Source organism: Flavobacterium sp. 9AF, from assembly GCF_902506265.1.
Lineage (GTDB): Bacteria > Bacteroidota > Bacteroidia > Flavobacteriales > Flavobacteriaceae > Flavobacterium.
Window position 1 is genome coordinate 1,541,973 of sequence record NZ_LR733556.1, and the last position, 19,790, is coordinate 1,561,762.

The 19,790-nt window shown below is 28.8% G+C and carries 17 protein-coding genes; 4 read left to right on the forward strand and 13 right to left on the reverse strand.

Going from position 1 to position 19,790, the window contains the following annotated elements; genetic code table 11:
* Window positions 1–41: 41 nt before the first annotated feature.
* Window positions 42–1,217, reverse strand: coding sequence for a glycosyltransferase (locus HALO113_RS07215; RefSeq protein ID WP_159778379.1), 1,176 nt, complete (start codon window positions 1,215–1,217; stop codon window positions 42–44).
* 183 nt (window positions 1,218–1,400) lie between these two features.
* Between HALO113_RS07215 and HALO113_RS07220 the strand changes: the two genes are divergently transcribed.
* Genes HALO113_RS07220 through HALO113_RS07230 form a run of 3 tightly spaced genes read left to right on the forward strand, consistent with a single transcriptional unit; the run spans window position 1,401 to window position 7,262 of the window.
* Entirely contained in the window at window positions 1,401–4,490 is a 3,090-nt protein-coding gene (locus HALO113_RS07220; protein ID WP_159778380.1) for a hypothetical protein, read from the forward strand.
* Entirely contained in the window at window positions 4,487–5,725 is a 1,239-nt protein-coding gene (locus HALO113_RS07225; protein WP_159778381.1) for a hypothetical protein, read from the forward strand. The genes HALO113_RS07220 and HALO113_RS07225 overlap by 4 nt, the downstream gene beginning before the upstream one ends.
* On the forward strand, window positions 5,709–7,262 hold the full coding sequence (locus tag HALO113_RS07230; RefSeq protein WP_159778382.1) for a cellulase family glycosylhydrolase: 1,554 nt from the start codon (window positions 5,709–5,711) through the stop codon (window positions 7,260–7,262). The genes HALO113_RS07225 and HALO113_RS07230 overlap by 17 nt, the downstream gene beginning before the upstream one ends.
* Here HALO113_RS07230 and HALO113_RS07235 read toward each other — a convergent pair.
* The 3 genes from HALO113_RS07235 to HALO113_RS07245 are packed head-to-tail and all read right to left on the reverse strand — an operon-like array spanning window position 7,259 to window position 9,150.
* Window positions 7,259–8,467: a glycosyltransferase gene (locus HALO113_RS07235; protein ID WP_159778383.1), complete on the reverse strand. Its 1,209-nt coding sequence runs from the start codon at window positions 8,465–8,467 to the stop codon at window positions 7,259–7,261. The two genes, HALO113_RS07230 and HALO113_RS07235, sit on opposite strands and share 4 nt — an antisense overlap.
* A gap of 38 nt (window positions 8,468–8,505) precedes the next feature.
* Window positions 8,506–8,808 (reverse strand): STAS domain-containing protein, encoded by a 303-nt coding sequence (locus HALO113_RS07240; RefSeq protein WP_159778384.1) that lies wholly within the window; start codon window positions 8,806–8,808, stop codon window positions 8,506–8,508.
* A 39-nt stretch (window positions 8,809–8,847) separates the two neighbouring features.
* Window positions 8,848–9,150 (reverse strand): STAS domain-containing protein, encoded by a 303-nt coding sequence (locus HALO113_RS07245; protein ID WP_159778385.1) that lies wholly within the window; start codon window positions 9,148–9,150, stop codon window positions 8,848–8,850.
* Between the two features lie 149 nt (window positions 9,151–9,299).
* On the opposite strand from HALO113_RS07245, the gene HALO113_RS07250 reads away from it, so the two are divergent.
* Complete coding sequence (locus HALO113_RS07250; protein WP_236554618.1) at window positions 9,300–11,372, forward strand: tetratricopeptide repeat protein; 2,073 nt, start codon at window positions 9,300–9,302, stop codon at window positions 11,370–11,372.
* Between the two features lie 202 nt (window positions 11,373–11,574).
* On the opposite strand, the gene HALO113_RS07255 is transcribed toward HALO113_RS07250, so the two are convergent.
* The 9 genes from HALO113_RS07255 to HALO113_RS07295 form a co-directional block, all read right to left on the reverse strand.
* The gene (locus HALO113_RS07255) at window positions 11,575–12,285 is read right to left on the reverse strand and encodes a LytTR family DNA-binding domain-containing protein (protein ID WP_159779577.1); all 711 of its coding nucleotides are present in this window, start codon (window positions 12,283–12,285) and stop codon (window positions 11,575–11,577) included.
* 13 nt (window positions 12,286–12,298) lie between these two features.
* On the reverse strand, window positions 12,299–12,616 hold the full coding sequence (locus HALO113_RS07260) for an Hpt domain-containing protein (RefSeq protein WP_159778386.1): 318 nt from the start codon (window positions 12,614–12,616) through the stop codon (window positions 12,299–12,301).
* A gap of 1 nt (window position 12,617) precedes the next feature.
* Window positions 12,618–13,649, reverse strand: a complete 1,032-nt coding sequence (locus HALO113_RS07265) for an ATP-binding protein (RefSeq protein WP_159778387.1) — start codon at window positions 13,647–13,649, stop codon at window positions 12,618–12,620.
* Window positions 13,649–14,779 (reverse strand): FIST signal transduction protein, encoded by a 1,131-nt coding sequence (locus tag HALO113_RS07270; protein ID WP_159778388.1) that lies wholly within the window; start codon window positions 14,777–14,779, stop codon window positions 13,649–13,651. Before HALO113_RS07270 ends, HALO113_RS07265 begins: the two co-directional genes overlap by 1 nt.
* 3 nt (window positions 14,780–14,782) lie before the next feature.
* A complete protein-coding gene (locus HALO113_RS07275; RefSeq protein ID WP_159778389.1) occupies window positions 14,783–17,473 on the reverse strand; it encodes a PAS domain S-box protein in 2,691 nt (896 codons plus the stop codon).
* Between the two features lie 3 nt (window positions 17,474–17,476).
* Window positions 17,477–18,019 carry a heme NO-binding domain-containing protein gene (locus tag HALO113_RS07280; RefSeq protein ID WP_159778390.1) on the reverse strand — a complete coding sequence of 181 codons (543 nt, stop codon included), beginning with the start codon at window positions 18,017–18,019 and terminating at the stop codon, window positions 17,477–17,479.
* Window position 18,020: 1 nt separating this feature from the next.
* The gene (locus HALO113_RS07285; protein WP_159778391.1) at window positions 18,021–18,434 is read right to left on the reverse strand and encodes a response regulator; all 414 of its coding nucleotides are present in this window, start codon (window positions 18,432–18,434) and stop codon (window positions 18,021–18,023) included.
* A 184-nt stretch (window positions 18,435–18,618) separates the two neighbouring features.
* Window positions 18,619–19,371, reverse strand: a complete 753-nt coding sequence (locus tag HALO113_RS07290; RefSeq protein WP_159778392.1) for a PH domain-containing protein — start codon at window positions 19,369–19,371, stop codon at window positions 18,619–18,621.
* Between the two features lie 35 nt (window positions 19,372–19,406).
* A complete protein-coding gene (locus tag HALO113_RS07295; protein ID WP_159778393.1) occupies window positions 19,407–19,778 on the reverse strand; it encodes an MmcQ/YjbR family DNA-binding protein in 372 nt (123 codons plus the stop codon).
* Window positions 19,779–19,790: the final 12 nt, after the last annotated feature.

Consider the following 19,790-nt stretch of genomic DNA (forward strand, 5'->3'; position numbering starts at 1 on the left):
TTATAACCATCCTTCTTAAAACAAATAAACAAAAAAAAACACTATTTATAATTCAATGCTATTTGACCAATTTGGCCGATTATTTTCACAGAATCTTTCATACTAAGCTTAGAACCATCTGCATGAATCCATCTTTTTAAAGGCATTTCACATATTAACTCTTTAGCTTTTTGAGTGCCATATGCTTTTTTCATTCGCATAAAAATCTCCACATCAAAAAGCCATTTGGTCAAGAATTTGGTCTGAAAGGTATTTTGAATAATTTCTCTCGTCATTATTTTGGCTCCACATTGTGTATCATTAATTTCCATCATTACTGTTTTTCTAATGATATAATTAACGGTTTTACTTATAATTGCTCTTGAAGATTGTTTTGTAATATTTGCCCCCATTCTTCTCATCCTCGAACCACTCACTAGTTGAAAGTTAGAATTAGAGATGGTGTTTACTAAATCCTGAAAATCATCGAAATTTGTTGATAAATCAGCATCTAGAAATCCTATGTAGTCATATTGATTATTTTTTGCAAGATGCACCATTCCTAATCGAACGGCTTCCGCTTTTCCTACATTTTTTTCACAATTCAAAACACTTATTCTATCTTCATGGTCTTTGGCTAATTGATTCACAATATCTAAAGTAGAATCATTACTCCCATCATTTACAAAACACAAATGATATCCTAAATTTTTTTCAACAAACTTTTTATAGATTTCGGTTTGCAATCTTTTTTCTTCATTATAACAAGGTATGACTACTCCTACAACCATTTTCTGCAAAATTTTATCACTTTGTTCTACCTTATAAATACTTCCAGAACCTATTAAATGTTTTACACGCAAACCTATTTCAGTTAAACTAATAGGTTTTTTCATATAATCTTCAACTCCTAAAACAAACCCTTTCTGAATTATGCTTTCATCGGTATTACCTGATAAAATCATCACGGGAGTTGAAGCTCCTCTTATTACTTTAATATGTTCAACAACATCTAACCCTGAAACAGTAAAATCAAGTCCATGGTTTGTAGTTAAAATTTCATTTTCATTTTCAGGAATATTAATATCGACAATAACTAAATCTGGCAAATGATTTTCATATTTTAAAATTCCGTTGTTGACACTTTTAGCGGTTATCACTTCGTAGCCTAAATCTATAAGACATTTTTCTAACGATAACAATACCAATTCTTGATCGTCTATTATTAAAATTTTCATAGTTAACACATTTTAATTGTTTGCTTGTAATTCTATATCAAAATTAGACATAGGAAAAAAGAAAAAAATTAGTTTTAGATTAATGGATACTATCTATCGATGAAAAAACCATTTCTTGAGACGGTAAAAATTCATCGATATTATCTTTATTCTTATATTTACAATAGAAAGATTACAAAATTTTTGAAAGAAAGATCAAACAAATACCTAATTGTTGCATTACTATTTGGAATAACCTTCCATGGAAGCGCTATTTTCTTTACTTTAGAAAATACCTATGATGCATTAATTCATCTCTTTTTTGGAAATCATTATGCTACAAGTTGGTTTGAACCATGGAATTATAGTTGGTACACTGGTTTTACCGTTATGGGTTATCCTCCATTAGTGCATCAAACCATAGGCATCTTATCTTATATAGGAGGATTAAAATTTGGATTATTTACAGTAGCGATTGTAGCAACCATTCTCTTTACTACAGGTGTTTTTAGATACACCGTTTTAATTACTGGAAATAGAACTGTAGCAGGATATGCCTCAATTGTAGCCATATTATCTTCGTCTTTTGTTGAAACCCTTCATGTTTTTGGACAATTACCCAGCATTGTTGGAATTTCTGTCTTAATGCATGCTTTACCAGAAATTTATCTGTACATTAAAACAGGAAAATGGAAATATTTTTTCACCTCTTGTTCTTTAATTGCAGTAACTGTTTGTTCGCATCATGTTACGCCATTATTTGGAATGGTCTTTTTTATTTCTCCATTAATAGGAATGACCATTATGGATGTTTCTAGAGAAAAAGTTAATTCGGAAAAAGAAATAACTTTTATTGTTTTTTTTAAAAGTTTTATATCATTAGTAAAGCGAATTGTTCTCTTTTGTGGAACGGCAGTTTTCTTAATTGTGTTTTGTATTCTGCCTTATTGGATAAATTCGAAAGCTAACCCTATTAACCAAGTACCTATTCCTCATGGGAGTAGAGATAATTTCCTAGAAACTACTTCTTCTGGATTGGTTTTTTTCTTAATTCCTTGGGGCATTCTATTATTTATTTTACCTTATATTTTCTATCGTTATTTTTCTAAAAGATACATTTTTTTCGGCTTATCTCTAACCTTATTAACCATTTTAGGAACAGGAGGAACAACTCCAATACCCATAAAAATATTAGGAAATAATGCTTTTAATATTCTTACTTTAGACCGTTTCACTTTATGGGCATCCATTATGAGTTTACCCATTTTTGGTGAGTTTGTTTATCGATTTGTAGAAGGAGATTTAAAAGTAGCTTTACAAGAAAAATATGGAACTGTTTATCATCGCATTTTAGGCGGTATATTTGCAGGTTGCTTTTTATTTTTTTCGATTTTTACCATCACATTAGGCTATTTTAGACCTTTACAACCCGATAAAATTAACTTTTTACCTATCGTAAATTTTTTGAACCAAGACCAGCACGATCAATGGCGTTTTTTACCATTAGGTTTTGGAGATCAAATGGCATTTCTATCTACGCAAACAAAAGCCATGACTGTTGATGGAAATTATCATTCTGCTCGAAGATTACCAGAACTAACTTCAAGAGCAGTTGAACGATTAGAAAATTCAAAATTTAGAGGAATTGAAGGAATTGGTTCTCTTCAACAGTTTTTGACCGTTCCTGAAAAATACAATTTAAAATATGTTTTTTCTAATGATAAATTTTATGATCCTATTCTTTATTTCTGTGGTTGGCATAGATTATCTCAATTAGAAAATGGCATTATGGTGTGGGAAAAATTAAATGTTCCTCCCATCTCTAAAATTTTACCTAAAGAAGACGTTTCAATTGTATTAAAATTAATGTGGGGAATTGTTCCTTTACTCACAGTATTAATTGCTTTTATTCTAAATATTCAAATGATATGGTACCAAGCTTTAAAAATAAAACCAATTGAAAGACCCGCTTTTCAATATCATGGAATTGGTTATATTAATTTTAAAAATGGGCTTATTAAATTATTACACATTTGGGCCATATTTATGACGCTACTTTTTTTGTATGGAATTTATAGAGCCTACATTAAACATGCCTATCAAATCAGTCCAGAAAATGTAGTAAAATCCTATTACGATGCGCTAGACTATAAGCATTTTGAAAAAGCACATTCCTTTGTTGTCCCAGATAAGCATTATCCTTTATCGCAATTTATGCTAGAGGTTTCAGTATCCGATGGAATTTTAAATTCATATGGAAAATTAGACGCAATTAAAACAGAAATAAAATATATTTCTAAAAATAAAGCAGTAGTAATTGCAGAAACAAAATGGATAACACCTTTAGAAATTATCGAAAGAAAATATAGTCATGAAGTTGTAAAAATAAAAGGAAAATGGTATCTCATCCCAGAAAAGAAAGATACCGATATACCACCTGACGAATTTATGTCTAAAAACAATACTTTCTATTACAAGCAAGGTAGAAGAAAAATTACTACACAGCAAACCTATCATGAAGATGTGCTTCGTCAACCCGATTTAGAAATAATTAAAGCTAATTTAATCTATTTTGAAAACCAATATATGCTTATAGGAGAAGTACAAAACATAGACAATGTACCCGCAGATGTAGTATTAAAAGCTACATTATATGACAAAAACGACAAAACTTTAGCTTCCTTCAACTCAAAATATGTTATCAAACATAAATTAATGCCTAAAGAAACTACAAGTTTTAAAGTGAATTTTGAAGATATTGCATGGTTGAAAAATACAGAAACTAAACCTACCAGTTTTAATCCAAATGAATTTACAAATAAAGCATTAAAGACTACACCTGTTACCTTTGATATTCAAAGTGCTGGAAATGTAGTAACAACCGATTTATATACTTCTGTAGCACTTTCAGAATTAGCAATAGATAAAAAAAGAATTCAAGGCACCTTATTTAATTATGGTATTCAAGAAGTTACTGTTCCTGAAATTTTAATCTCTTATTATAATTCTAAAAAAGAACTAATTTATGTAGATCATAAATTTATAAAAGAAGGTATTCGCATTCAAAGAAAACAATACTTTACATATGAATTCTTAGACCTTTCAAAGTTACTAAGTATAAAATATAATGTAGAAAATTGTTTTGTAAATGGCATTTCTAACCAAGCAATTGCAAGAGACGTGATACCAAAAAGAAATACTATATTAGAGGATAATTATTTGCAAAAAATAGACGGCAAAGGCTTTTCATATATAAAAATTGAATTAAACAACTATATAGGTAACCCAAAATGAAACTGAAATACAGTTATATTACTTTTTGTTTATTCTTTTTGTTGTTCTTTGTTTCAGCAACAGAACAAGGTATTTCTTTTGCAAAAAATGAAAAATTTACGTGCCTCACTTCGCAAAAGCAATTTATTGCAGGAAAACCTATAATACTCGAATTTACAAACAACCATTACAAACAAATGCAACTTGTCGTTTTACATTCGTATGGAAAAACTTTAGTTAACGGAATTGCAACAAACAATAAAATTCAGTTCGCACTACCCAAAAATTATTATAACAAAACCGGATTAGTGAGCTGGTTTTTACTTATTGGAAAAGAAGAAAAAGCAAAAGGAACATTTCAAATCCTTCCAAATGATCAATCATCCACTCAACTAGAAACCTATCTTGGACCACCAAGTACATTAGTAGGTGATGGGCATTTTGTAATGTTTGTAACCATTCCTACTGATATTTTAGACAATCCCAAATTACCCAATACGGAAGTAACTATAAAAGACCAATTTTTAAGCAATATTCGTTCTGAAAACACTAAAACTAAAGATTTTATTGCTTGGAAAAACATCTATTCTCCCACTAAATCGGGGATAGTCTTAATTTCTGCCAATTGTAATGAAACCCAAACTAAGGAATTTGATGCGGTTATTTATCCCTCAATCGCAACCGATTTTATAATTTCTGCCAAGAGAAATCATGAATTTGCAGATGGTAATCAAATAACCCAATTAATTACTTCTGAGATAAAAGATAAATTTGGCAATACAGTAAGCGATGGAACATTTGTTTCTTTTTTAATAACTACTAATGAGGGTGCTATACTCAGAACCTTTGGCACAACTCTAAATGGAAGCGCTAAAGGAGAAATTTTACATCCAGATAAAGACGACAGCTATCGTATTACAGCTTTTGTTAATGGAATATGCCAAAGCAATACTATTCAACTTAATTACAAGCCTATCAATCCAAGTGTGTCTTATTCATTATCTAAAGGAAACCGAATTATAGAAGTGGGTCCAATAAAAAGTTTCATGAATCAATTGGTTCCAGATGGTATTAAAGTGAGCTTACGTATTTATCATAAAAACAAATTAATCGATACCTTAATTGAGAACAGTTTGAAAGGAAAAGTACGCTTTAAGCTTTCTCCAGATTTTTATCCTGAAAAAGAATACCAATTTGAAATTGAAACCTTAGGACGAACCATTAAAACCTCAGAAATACATGTCGCTAATAAATAACAAAAATAGTTATCGTATTTTTTTACTCGCATCATTTATTGCAGTAAATATTTTTATTTTGTTTGCCCTTAGTGAAATTTTAGGATATCTAAACGAAGGTGCCGATCGAAGCACCATGTTACATTTAGACAAAGTAACCACAAACACATACTTACCTAAAATACAATGGTCTAGCTTAGAAAACCCAGGTCGTGAAATGGAAAAACAAACTTTAGAAACTATAGAAAAGCATTATTTATTTTCATGGTATGTAAAAAATAATGCCTTACAAAATAATTCTTTAGAAGGTATAGAAGACTATTTTACTGATAATCCTAGAAAGACTTTAGATACAATTATCCAAAGTAATAAAGAAAAAAATATTTCTATTGAAACCACTACTTTAACACATAACCCTAAATTAGAGTTTTATAGTGAAGATGGACAATTAATTGTTTTTACAGATGAAAATGTTATAGAGTTTCAGAACATTTATGAAAACAAAACATTTATTACTTCTATAAAAGATACAGCAACTTATAAAGTAATGATGTTATTAGAAGATGGCTTTTGGAGAATTAGACATTGTGAAAGAATGGAAAAAATGCCAACCCATAAAGAAGAAACAAAAATTGACAGAGCATTTGAAATTAAGAATAAAAATATCTTAAAAAAGGGAACTCCTTTTATAATAAAAGGTATTAATTATTACCCTAAAAATTCGGCTTGGGATATGTATGGCAACTTATTTAATACAGATACTATTGCTTCTGATTTTGCTATCATTAAAAAAGCAAAACTAAACACGATTCGAATTTTTGTTCCTTATGAAGATTTTGGTAAAGGAGAGGTAAAAATAGAAAAAATAGAAAAATTAAAACAAGTTTTAGATTTGGCTAAAGCCAATGATTTAGCAGTAATTGTCACTTTATTTGATTTTTATAGCGATTATACTATAATCAATTGGACGCTTTCACAAAGACATGCAGAAAGTATTGTTTCTTTATGTAAAGAGTATGATAATATTTTGGCTTGGGATATAAAAAACGAACCTGATTTGGATTTTAAATCTAGAGGAAAACAAAATGTATTGCCATGGTTAGAAGAAATGATTCATGTAGTAAAACAAACTGACCCTAACCATTTAGTAACTGTTGGCTTTGCAACTATACAGTCGGGAGAAATTTTACAAGATAAGGTAGATTTTATCTCTTTTCATTATTATGAAGATTTATCATTTTTTAAAGACAAATATAAACATTTAGAAGACATTACAAAGAAACCAATTGTTATACAAGAGTTTGGATTATCATCCAATAGAGGCTTTTGGAGTTGGTTTGGAAATTCGGAAAAAAATCAAGCGAGTTATCATGAACAAATGCAAGCTATATTTAAAGAAAAACAAATTTCATTTTTATCTTGGACGTTATATGATTTCCCTGAAGTTCCAAATCAGGTGGCAGGGAAATGGCCTTGGATAAAAAACAAACAGAAAAATTTTGGTTTTATCGATGTTAACGGAAATCCCAAACCCTCTTTTAAATACATATCAAATTAAATATATTCTGCTAGACGATGTTTTTCAATAGCTACTTCTGCTTTAATTTGATAAAATTCTTTTAAAAACATGTCTGTAATGCATTCCATAGATAATGCTTTTGCTGCTTTATAATTTGCTTTTGCAATACTTATCCTATAAACATCATCAACTAATAAATTTGAAATTGCGTTAGCTAAAGAAGATACACTTGTAGGATCAAAAAACGCCCCTTTATATCCTTCTTCTTCTACTAATAAAGCCAAATCTCCTAAATTTGGCATCACCACTGCTTTGCCATAACTTCCTGCTTGATGTAACACACCCGAACTTCCAGTTGTAGATGTGTATGGAAAAACAACCATAGCGCTTTCAGAAAAAATTTTTTCAACCTCATCTTCTGGTACATAACCTGTAAAAATTAATCCCTTCACATGAGCGTATTTCTTTTTAATAGTTTCTAAATAACCAGGAGTATTTGGGCTATCTGTACCTGCGATAACCAATTCAATAGTATCATGACAGGTTTTTCTTGCTGCTTCTACTGCTTCAATGAGTAATTCTACTTTTTTATAAGTCCCAAATTTGCCAAAAGTCATAATTTTTTTCGGTCCTTCAGCCAATTTAAAATTAGGTTCTTTGAGAGTTTCAAAACTTCCATGTGGAATTAAAACTACATTTTTAACTTTGTATTTATTATTTAAAATGGCTACATATTTATTAATCGTCACGGAAACTCTATGTGCTTTTAAAAGACAGCTCGTTAAAGTAGTTCCTATAAAATTATATATTTTTTGAACCATTCTGTTTTTAGAAAAGCCAGCTTGTTCTAAATCGACTTGTTCTAAAATATTATGCATTAGAACCATAGTTTTAAAACCAAGAATCCTTAACAATAGAGGAAGTAATAATCCTAAAGCAGCAGGGATTTTCTTATCGCCAAACTTTACAAATTGCAAATTAAAAAGAATCATTTCGGGTTTCTCTTTAAGTACTTGTTTTATTACATGAAATAAGTTAAAATAATGATTAAAAGACCAACACTCTCTCACCGTTACTTTTTCACTTTTATAAAAATCAAGCTGTTTCGGTTGTTCTGTTTTATCACAGAGTAAAATAACTTCGTCAATTTCCTCTTTTTTAACAAAATTCTTCACTAAATGATAACCATATTCATTTAAAGTAACTTTACTAGGAGGAAAAGCGGTTAAAACTGCTATTCTCATGATTTGTGTATTTTAGTTCAACAAAAAAATTAGATAGTTTAGGCTGCTCTATTTTGTAACATATAATTTAACTTTTGTGTTTGAAACAGCTTAGTAATTTTTTTATTCTTATCACTAACGATGTAAAAAACTTTATTTTTTGCCAAAGCAATTTTATACAATTGAATTAAGGTATCAAAACTAGATTTATCCATCTCTACCACTTTGTTAAGAGAAACAATAATAAAACTAGATTGCATTAATAAGGCTTCGAAAAAGTTCTTTAAAGATTTAGCATTTTCTAAGGTTAAGTTCCCATTGATTTCTAAAATGCCTGCATTGTCTTGTATTTGTAGTGCCATGATTATTTGTTTTTAAGTTAATTTTATTTCTTTCGATTATTAAAAAATATCTCTACGTAATGCATAGAACATTTTTTGTTCTCTAAATAAATCTCTTACTTTTTTGTTTTCTGAACCGATAATATAAAAAAACTGATTTTTTGACATTGCCTTTTTATATAAGCATCCTAAACAATTTACCGCTTGTTTATCAATATCTTTAATTTTATCCAATGAAAGGGTTACTGGTTTATTATTATCAATTAGAGCTTCAAAGTAACTCTTCATTGATTCTGCATTTTGAGCATTTAATAAGCCATTAATTTCATAAATACCTGAATTGTTTGTAATTTTAAGTGCCATGATTTCTTGTTTTTAATGTTATTGTTGATTCAAATTTCTTTCATTTCCTTTTAAAAGAGATTCATTTTTCGACGAACAACACTTTTGTGTAGATGAATATTAGGTAGTTTATGATTAACTTGCAGTAACAACAAAATCATTTTAGACCTATGAACATTAGTATTCCAAAAGCGGTTTTATTCTCATTATTTTTTTACATCACAAGTTTTGCTCAAAACATGCAAGAAGGTTTTTCTTATTTAGAAAATGGAGATTTTGAGAAAGCAGAAGTTTTCTTTGAAAATACCCTAAAGGAGTTTCCAACTAATAAAACCGCACGTTTGTGTTATGCTCGTGCCATAGGTTTAAATAAACAACCTGAAAATGCGCTATCCCTTTTCGTTCAATTACTTAAAGAATACCCTGAGGATTTAGAAATCCAACTCAATTATGCTGAAGCATTACTTTGGAACAAAAAATTTGAAGAGGCGAAAAGCTTTTATGAAAAATTGATAACTAATAATCCAGAAAATTTTGTTGCGCATTTAGGATATGCAAATACACTTTCCAATTTAAAAATCTATGATAGTGCTTTATATCATGTAAATAAGGCATTAACCATTTCAAATCAAAATTCTGGTGCATTGCTTTCTAGGAAATATATAAAGTTAGGTCTTGCTAATGAAAAAATAAGTTCAAAAAACTATGAAGAAGCAGAAAGACTGTATGATGAAATTTTAATTGATTTTCCAAATGATAAAGAAACACTACTTAACAAAGCCAATCTGTTTTTAATTTCAAAACAAATTAAAAAAGGAGAAGCAGTTTACCAATTGTTAGCACAGGAAAATCCTAATCTTTCGCTAAACGGACTTTCTCTTTTAGCTCATTTAGAAAATAAAGACAAAAAAGCTTTAGCAATAGCCACAACATCTTTAAAACAAAGTGATACAATTTCTGAAAAAACTATTGTAAAACAAACCCAAGAAAGATATGTACAAGCGTTGATTTGGAATCGTAAATATAAGGAAGCAAGCCAAGAAATTGATACGTTGTCTCAAAAATATCCCAATGAAAATTGGGTAATGGCACTATCAGCCACATTAGCAATTTATCAAAGTAATTTTAACCAAAGTATTCAAGATTATGAAACCATTTTAAAAAATGACGATCATTCTTTTGATGGGAATTTAGGTATTGCAAATGCTTATTATGCTTCAAGAAAAGTGCATAAAGCTTACGAAGCGGTTTATAAAACATTAGAAATTTTCCCTAATCAAAATGATGCGATGCAGTTTTTAAAAAAACTAAACGCAGAACACACTCCTTTTGTAGAAGAAAAAATGAGTTATTCCTTTGACAATGGAAATAATATTGCTTTTGCATCTTTAACTCAATTAACCATACCTACTTCATTAAAGTGGTCATTTTACTCTTCTTATCAATATAGAAAAACAGAAAACTCGGTTACAAAAGTATTTGCCACTACAAATGATTTTATGATTGGAACAACTTACAAGTTTCATCCCAAAGCAAGTTTTACATTACATTCTGGCATTTCAAACGCAAGTAGTTTTACAAATTCATACAGTCAATTGCTATTACATTCTTTTTTTAAAGTTAAACCCATGCCTTTACAGGACTTAGAAGTAGGTTATAAAAGAGAAATGCAAAATTTTAATTCCGATTTGATTGATAAAGAAATTATTAGCAATCATTTCTATACAAATTATAATATTAGTACAAACTTTAAATTAGGCTGGTTTACCCAATATTTTTACACTACACAATCCGATTCGAATACACGAAATTTATTATTTACTTCTTTATACTATAATTTTTTAGTTAAACCCGTTTTAAAAGGCGGAATTAATTATCAATATATAAGCTTTAAAAATCAAGTTCCTACCGATTATTTTAGTCCGAAAAAATTTCATGCTTATGAAGTTTTCATTGATTTTTTGAAAGATGAAAATAGTACCGAAGTGAAACGTTTTTTTTACAACCTAAATGGAGCTACTGGTTTTCAATTTATTGAGGAGAATGACAAGCAATGGACATATCGTGTACAAGGGAAATTAGGTTATAAATTTTCTGATCGATTAATAGCTAATGTATATGGTTTACGTAGTAATATAGCTTCTACTACTGCAGCAGGTTTTACTTATAATGAATTAGGCATACGTTTAAAATGGTACATTTGTAAAGAACCTATTTTTAAAACTAAAAAAACCGAAGAGTAACTTCGGTTTTTCTTGGTTAACAACATCATTTAATCCATTATATTGATGTATTCAAAAATCATTCTTTTTAAAAATAAGTAGATAGCTTAATTGTGTCTTATTTTCTATTGTAAAAATACTCATAAGTAAATTATATTCAACATTTTATTCGGCAAAAAATAAAAAAGCATCGACAAATAGTAAGAAAGTATCGATAAAGCAATTAAAGTAAATTTAAGCGTTTCATTAGTTCGGGTCTATTGCTTCGACTAACTGGAATCACTTCTTTTCCAATTAAAACGCTATTATCTTCAATATCAATAATTTTATGCGTATTAATTATAAAAGAGCGATGTACTTTTAAAAATAAATTATGAGGTAATTTATCTTCAATTTTTTTAAGTGTAGAATGTACGATATAGTTTTTCTGATCTGTTTTAATATGTATATAATCTCCTTTAGCTTCCACAATACTAACCGATTCAAATTCTATTTTAATAAGTCTCCTATCTATATTTACATAAAACTCGGTAGCACTGTCTTCAGGCATATTGGTTTCTGTAGTTATTTGTTTTGAAACAATATGACTACTACTTGCTTTATGGATGGCTTTTTGAAAACGTTCTTCCGTTAAAGGTTTAACTAAATAATCGACAATACAATCATATTCAAAAGCTTCAATTGCAAAATTTTTATCTGAGGTAATTAATATTATTTTAGGCGGATTTTTTATGGTTTGAATAAAATCAAATCCAGTAAAATCTGGCATATGAATATCTAAAAAAATTAAATCTATTTCATTTTGATTTAGAAATTTTATGGCTTGCATGGCATTGGAAAAATCGCCCACTAAACTTAATTCTTTATACTTAGATATCATTTGAGCAATAATTGCTCTTGCCATTTCTTCATCATCAATGATAATACAGTTCATCATGTTTTACAATTTATAAAGCGTTCACAAAATCGGTTATATTTTTTAAAATGAGTTCAAAATCATTTTTTAAATCTTCCCTATTTTGTTTTAAATTTTCTTCAAATGTTTCAGCAAGATAATAACTTTTTTCAAGACCTAAAATAGATATTTTATGTTTTAATTTATGAACCGCTTGTGCGGCAGCTAGAAAATTAGCGTTGTACATTTGTCTTTCGTAATTTTCGATTTCTTCTGGCAATTCTTTTTTAAGAATAGCGATCATTTTGTTTTTAAATTCTAAACTATCTCCCGATAATTCATTAATATATGTAAGATTAGGCTGTTCCATTTTACTTAGAAATTGTGAAGAAGAAAGTAGAACCAAGACCTTCTTGGCTTTCGAGCCATATTTCTCCATCATAATAATTAACTATTTTTTTTACTATCGAAAGACCTATCCCAGAAGAAGGCGTGTTGCTTTGCAACTTAGTAAATACGTTAAAAATTTTATGAAAATAATTTTCAGCGATTCCTATTCCGTTATCTTTCACAAAAAATTCAAAAGAATCTTTATTCTCTTTGGAACCAATTTCAATAATAATTTCTTCCTTATCACTATATTTAATTGCATTTTGTATTAAATTTTGAAAAACTTGCTTAAATCGCCAAGCATTACCATATAATTTAGGTAAATTTTCTTGAATTTTAAAGTTAACATTCTTAGGTATATTCATTATCCTTAAAACTTCTTCAATAATATGGTTTATATTAAGCCATCGATCCTCAGATTCTAGTTTGTCAATAGTAGAATAATCTAGAATACCTTTAATCAATAAATCCATTTTTTCTACATTTGACAACACTAGATTTAATGAATTTAAACAATTTTCACCCATTCGTTCTTTGTTATCTTCAATAACCCAATTAATCAACGTATCAATATTTCGTAAAGGTGCTTTTAAATCGTGTGAAACCACATGTGCATATTCATTTAATTCTTGATTTTGAGTTTCTAGATTTTTCAATAATTCTTCCCGTTGATTGGTCATCAAAATGATTTCTTCCGCTTGCTTTTTCAAATATTCTGTTTGATTAAACTCTTTTTCATCGGCTAACTTAGTGGCATCTAAATTGATTGATTTTAAAATATTTGATAAATTTTCATTTACTTCTTTTAAACTGTTGGCCTCTTCTCTAAGCTTTTTATTCGCTTCAAAAAGTTCGTCTGAACTTATTTTCATAGCGCGTTGTAACATACTCAACTGATCCTCATAATTTCCATACGATTCATTAACCGCATTAAAAAATGGCTGTAAGCTTTGTAGAACTTCAGGATTCGTTTTTATTAGTTTGTTTATTTGTCTGTTTAGGAGTGATTTCATTATTCACTTATAAGAGTTAATGTCATAGTTTGATTGTGTAAATCACAAAAGGTATTATTAGAAAATGGAGCCATTTCACCATACGAGTAAAAACCAGTGATAGCAGTTGTATCGCCTATTACTTCTTGCACTCTCTCGATTTCCTCCTCCACTCGCTGATTCATGACAAGTTTTCTTCCTACACAGCTTACTAATAAAGCTAATTGAGGTAATTCTTTTCTATTTTCCATGGCCTTTTTAGCGGCTTCATTGGCACCTTCTGCAATTTCGTCTACAGAAGCCATCATTAATTGTACTTTTGAATTTTCTGGCACATCTCCTGCAAGTGTCATTGATTTTTCTTCATTATCAATTCCTAAAATAGTTCTTACAACCGCTCCATTTTTCCCTTGAGGTGTAACATTTAAAGGGTATAATAAAGAGGCTTGAGGCAGTTGTTGTGCTTTATCACCTAAATATTTTTTATACAAATCGAGTGCGGGTTGACCATCAATCTCATATAATACATTCGCATTAGATTTAGTAATAATCCGTTCGGGTCCAAATGAAGACCAACCTCCAAAACTAGCAAATGAAATTTCTAAGGTTTCTCCATAAAAACCAATCAATATAACTTCTCCTTCTTTAGGATTTTCTTTATAAGAAGCTAAAGTTTTTTCAAACTTGGCATCATCACCACACATACCTCCAGAAATAGGAATAGTACTTTGAATGTTTTTCTCTAGTCCTTCTATCAGAGAACTTCCATTTACGAAACTTCCTTCAGATAAAACAAACAAGTGTTTTAATTTGTCTTTTGGAATTGAATTATATAAAGATTCACCTAATTTTTTTGCGTCTTTATTGTGATTAAAAATATTATCTGTACAAATATGAAAAGTACTTTTTTCAAATTCGATAGCTGTAACCACTATTGAATTATCAAATACATTATTGTCCATTATTTCCCCTGAAGTAGAACCAAAAACCAAATGCTCATAAGGAAATTCCTTCCTAATGTCTTCAATTACTTCTTCTTTTTCTAATAACATTCTGTTGCCAAAAATTAACACTAATGGATTTTTTAGTGTAATTTTATCTTGAAGATAATTCCAATTTTCATTTATTTTATATGCTTGATTAACTCTCATAGTTTAGTTTTTTGGTAATTTAATAAAAAAAGTAGTTCCTATATTTATCTCGCTTTCTATCCATATACTGCCTCCATAATTTTCTACTACTCTTTTAACGATAGATAATCCAATACCTGTTGACTGCTGATTATTAGTAAACGATTGAAAAATTTTAAATATTTTTTCCTGATTTTCTTTTTCTATTCCAGGCCCATTGTCTTTAATAGAGAAAATATAATTTGTTGCTTCTTCTTCAAAATCAATTTCTACCCATCCTTCAGACTTGTCTATATAAGTAACCGCATTACTAATGATGTTTTGAAACAATTGTTGCATTCTATATTTATCTGCTTGTATGACAGGTAATTTATTTTTAATACTAATTTTTATGTTTTCAGGCACATGAATAATATTGATACAGTTTTCAACTACATCGTTTAGATTTACATTCTCATCAACTATTATTTCAGAATTAACTTTGGAATAGGTTAAAATACCTTGGATTAAATGATCCATTTTTTCTACTTTATTCTCAATCAGGTTAAGATATTGCGTGGTTTGTTCGCTAAATTCTTTGCCATTATCTTCTTTTATCCAAGTTATTAAAGAATGAATACTTCTTAAGGGAGATTTTAAATCATGAGAAACTATTTGCGCATATTCATTAAGTTTTTCGTTTTGTCTTTCTAATTTGCGTAGTAACTCCTCTTTTTGTAATTCCAATTTTTTTTGATCTGTTATGTCAAGGTGAATACCAATAGAACCAATAACTTTACCATTAAGACTATAATTTGGAGCACCACTAATAAGCCAATGTCTTATTTCTCCAGATTTATTTTTTGCTGTAATTTCATATGAATCTGAAATTCCCATTTTTCTTTTCTCATTTTTAACTTCTACAATTTTTTTACTTTCTGAAGTTAAAATATATTCGGAAGCGTTTTTTCCTAAAAGTTCTGTGACTTCATAACCAGACATTTCACAAAACGATTGATTGGCAAACAAAATCAAATCATTATTGTCCACTTCGAGTAAACCCATGTTCATATTAGCAATAATGCTACTATATTTCTCTCTTTCCGCTTCTAAACTTTCTTTATACTTTTTCTTGATAGTAATATCATCGTAACTCCATAAATTACCTGCATATTTACCATTTTTATAAATAGGCAAAAAATTACGTTCAAAAATTCTACCATCTTGTAATTCAATTTCTTCAGCAATTATCTCTTTTTTATTTTCTAAAATATCATCTATTCTATTCTGAAACTCATCTGGTTTTTTAAAGAATTTTTTTAAATCTTGAGCTGCCAATTTACAATCTATTCCTTTCATCTCTTCTGGCTCTTGATTGACATTAAATAAGGAACAAAATTTCTTATTTACAACCTGAATCTTTCTGTTTTCATCTTCCAAAAGAATACCTGACTGTAAATTTTCTATTAAAGAAGTTAATCTATTTTCTGAATCTATCAATTGCTTTTGAAATTCTTTTTCGAGAGTTATATCTTCTTCAATGGCAAAAAACTTAAGAATTTCTCCTTTTTTATCCTGCAGTGCTTGACCTTGAATTCTAACCCAATATTTTTGTTTTTGCTTAGTATAATTAATAATTTCACAGTTAAAAGGCAATCCATTTTTAATTCTATTCGATAGATAAGCTATCATTTCTGGGTCGGTTTCTGGGCCTTGTAATAATTTTCCTGGTTTTTGACCTATTAGCTCTTCTACATTATAACCTGTCATTTCACAAAAACTGTTGTTCACCCATTCTATTTTTCCTTCTTTATCGCAAATGATTACTGCATTAATATTTTTTTCAGCTATAGAAGATAACATTAGCAGCTCTTCTTCTTTTTGTTTTTCTTCAGTAGCGTTTTCAATGATAGCAAAATACTGAACGAGTTTGTTTTTTTCATCATAAACAGGTTGCCCTTTAATTTTTGCCCAAAAAGGTTCTTCTGTTTTATGTGCATGAAATCCTTCTACATGAAAAAAATCACCTTCATAAAATGCTTTAACCATTTTACTTAATTCGTCACGTGATGAAAGCAAGCATTTACCCACTTCAATAGGAGTTTTACCTATAATTTCTTGTTGTGAAAAGCCTGTTAAATCGGTATAGGATTGGTTACACCAAAATATTTTACCTAAAGGATCTGTAAAAACTACACCATTTTTATTACTACTCGCTACTAGAGAAATTTGGTTTAATTCGTCTTTATCTTTTTTTAATTTTTTTCTTTGCGAATTAACTGTTTCAAGTAGTTCTTTTAATTCTTGATTATTTATTTCTTGATTTTTAAGAACATGTAATAAATCCAAAAGTGGATCAAAAATGGCGAAATCATGTAGCGTTAATTTCTTTTCTATTACATTTTCCATAGTTTGAAACCATGGTGTTCCTATAAAAAGATAATTTTCATTATGAGGATTTATTTGTCCTCTCAAAGAGATGGTTGTATCTAAATTTGAGGTAAAAACAACAAGTGTTTGTAAAGTTTCATCAAAATTATGAATTGAAAGATTGGGAATGTTAGGTCTAGTTAAATTAAAAGCTTCAATAAAATAGGTATTTTCTTTTAGTGAAGGGAGTATTTTTTTTAAGCTTTTTCCAATACTAACAATTTTTAGATTTTTATCAATTAAAATGTAGAATGGAAATATATTGTTAAAACTAGTAACATTAAAATTGAATTGAAAATCTTGCATACTTTACCAACTTATTTTAAAAATTTCGTGACTATCTCCTAAATCTCTGGTTTGAATAAGCGTAATTTCTACTTGAGTTTGAAACAAGATTGCTAGACCCTGCAAAAGACCTCTTACAAATTCTTGCAATCCTTTTCGTTTCGAAAAGTAATGTAATTTAAGACTATTTTCTGAAATTTCCGAGATTTTAAATTCAGGAGGAGTCAATTTTGGATAAATTAACATGACTCTATTGTGAAATAAAGGCAAATTAAGGATAAATTCTTTAAAAGTTGCCCCGCCCGATTCCATTAATCCTCCATATTTTTCTTTGGTTGTTTTTATTACCCACCATTCACCAAAAGCGATCAAAACTTCATTTATAGGCATATTCATTTCGTCAGAAACCGCTTTAGCTAGCTTAAACGTTATGGCATCATCATAAGGTTCACTACTAATGAAAAAATCTTCTTCTATACCACTTTTTCTCAGAATGATATCCCATTTATCTTCTCCAAAATTAGTAGTTACTAAATCTTGGATTGCTTTGTTAACAATTCCATACATATTATTGTGAAATTAATTCAGTAATACTCCAATATTCTATTAATTTTTTAATTCTATCCACATAATCTTCATATTTTAAAGGCTTCAATACATAACCAGCAATTCCAATTTTATAACATTCAAGCATATCTTTATGATTATTTGAAGTAGTTAAAATAATGGATGGAATATATTTTAAGATGTCATCATTCTTAAGAATAGTTAGAAACTCAATACCATTTAATTTAGGCATATTTAAGTCGAGTAAAATGATATCAGGAATAATTTCTTTTTGTTTCAAAATAGTCAAAGCTTCTTCGCCATTATTAGCTTCAATAATTTTATGATTATGTTCAAGTGTTTTTAATACTCTATTGAATTTCATTACTTCAATAGCATCGTCTTCAATAAGAAGAATGTTTAAAGATTTTCTCATGCTTAATTATTTTTTGGTTATAGCTGACACTAAGTCAATAACAAAGCTAATCTGAAATCATTTTCTTTTTACCATTTTTCGATTAGAGAGAAATAAGTATAGACCAATGGAATAAAAGTATAGACCAATGGAATAAAAAAAGCCTATATTTCTATAGACTTTTATAATATAACGTGGTTAAAAACTACATATATTTTAGAATGGCACTTTTTAATTTATCGTATTCTCCTTGCAGAATAAGTCCATTGTCGAGTAATCGTTTATAATTTTGAAGTTTTTCAAACAATTCTTCAGAAGACAATTCACTTAACTTTTTCTCAGACTCTTCCTCTTTCGCTGGTTGTTGAAATGATGTTTTATTTTCCTCTATTGGAATAATTTCTGCAAAATCAAAAACTTCTTCTGCGATTGTTTCTTCAATAATTTCTTCTTTAGGATGCTCTTCTGCTAAAAAACTTGGTTTAGATATGTCATCATTAGTAAAAATATTTTCTTTACTATGATTATCCTCTGTTAACGTTTCAATCGTTTTTGTTATCGGATTTTTTAATTTTTCTAATTGTTCTCTAGAAAAAGTGTGTAATTTTCTAGCTTGATTTTTGGGTAAATAATCTATGGTCAGTGTTAATTCTGTTTTTGTTGTAAAAGTAAAATCCGAACCTAAGATTCCTTCTTTAACAAAAATCGCTTCAACATCATCCCAATCATAATCAATAAATTCCATCGATAACCCGAGGTTTTTTGGTTTACAAATAATAATTCTTTTATTGGTAACTACAATACTATCAGGAAAAATGGTTAGTGCTGGCTTTTTTTGAACTGCAATATAACCTACTTCTTCATTAGTCATGATTAAATTTTCAAGTTTAGAAGTAATTTTCTCTATAGCTTTTGGATCTTGATCTTCGTTTAGAATCTTTTTTAAGTTATCTAACATAGTATTGATTTTTATTACAATAACAAAAGTAATAGCTAATTTTTAGTTTTTTCAATTTCTTGTTTGATTTTTTTTGAAAGACTTTCAAATACTAATTCGTAGGAATGATTGATCAATTCAATCATCATTTTTGCAGAGACATCATTATTAAAAAAGACAGTATTCCAATGTTTCTTACTCATATGATATCCTGGTTGAACACCTTCAAATTCAGATCTAAGCGCTATAGCTTTTTCAGGATCGCATTTTAAATTTAATGATGGATTTCCTTGCTCCCATTTTTGCAAAGAAGTTAAACAAAACATTTTCCCTCCTACTTTAAATACTAAAGTATCTTCGTCAAAAGGAAAATGTTCTGAAACACCTTTCTTAGAAAGGCAAAACTCATATAATTGCTGTATATTCATTCTTTTAAAAAG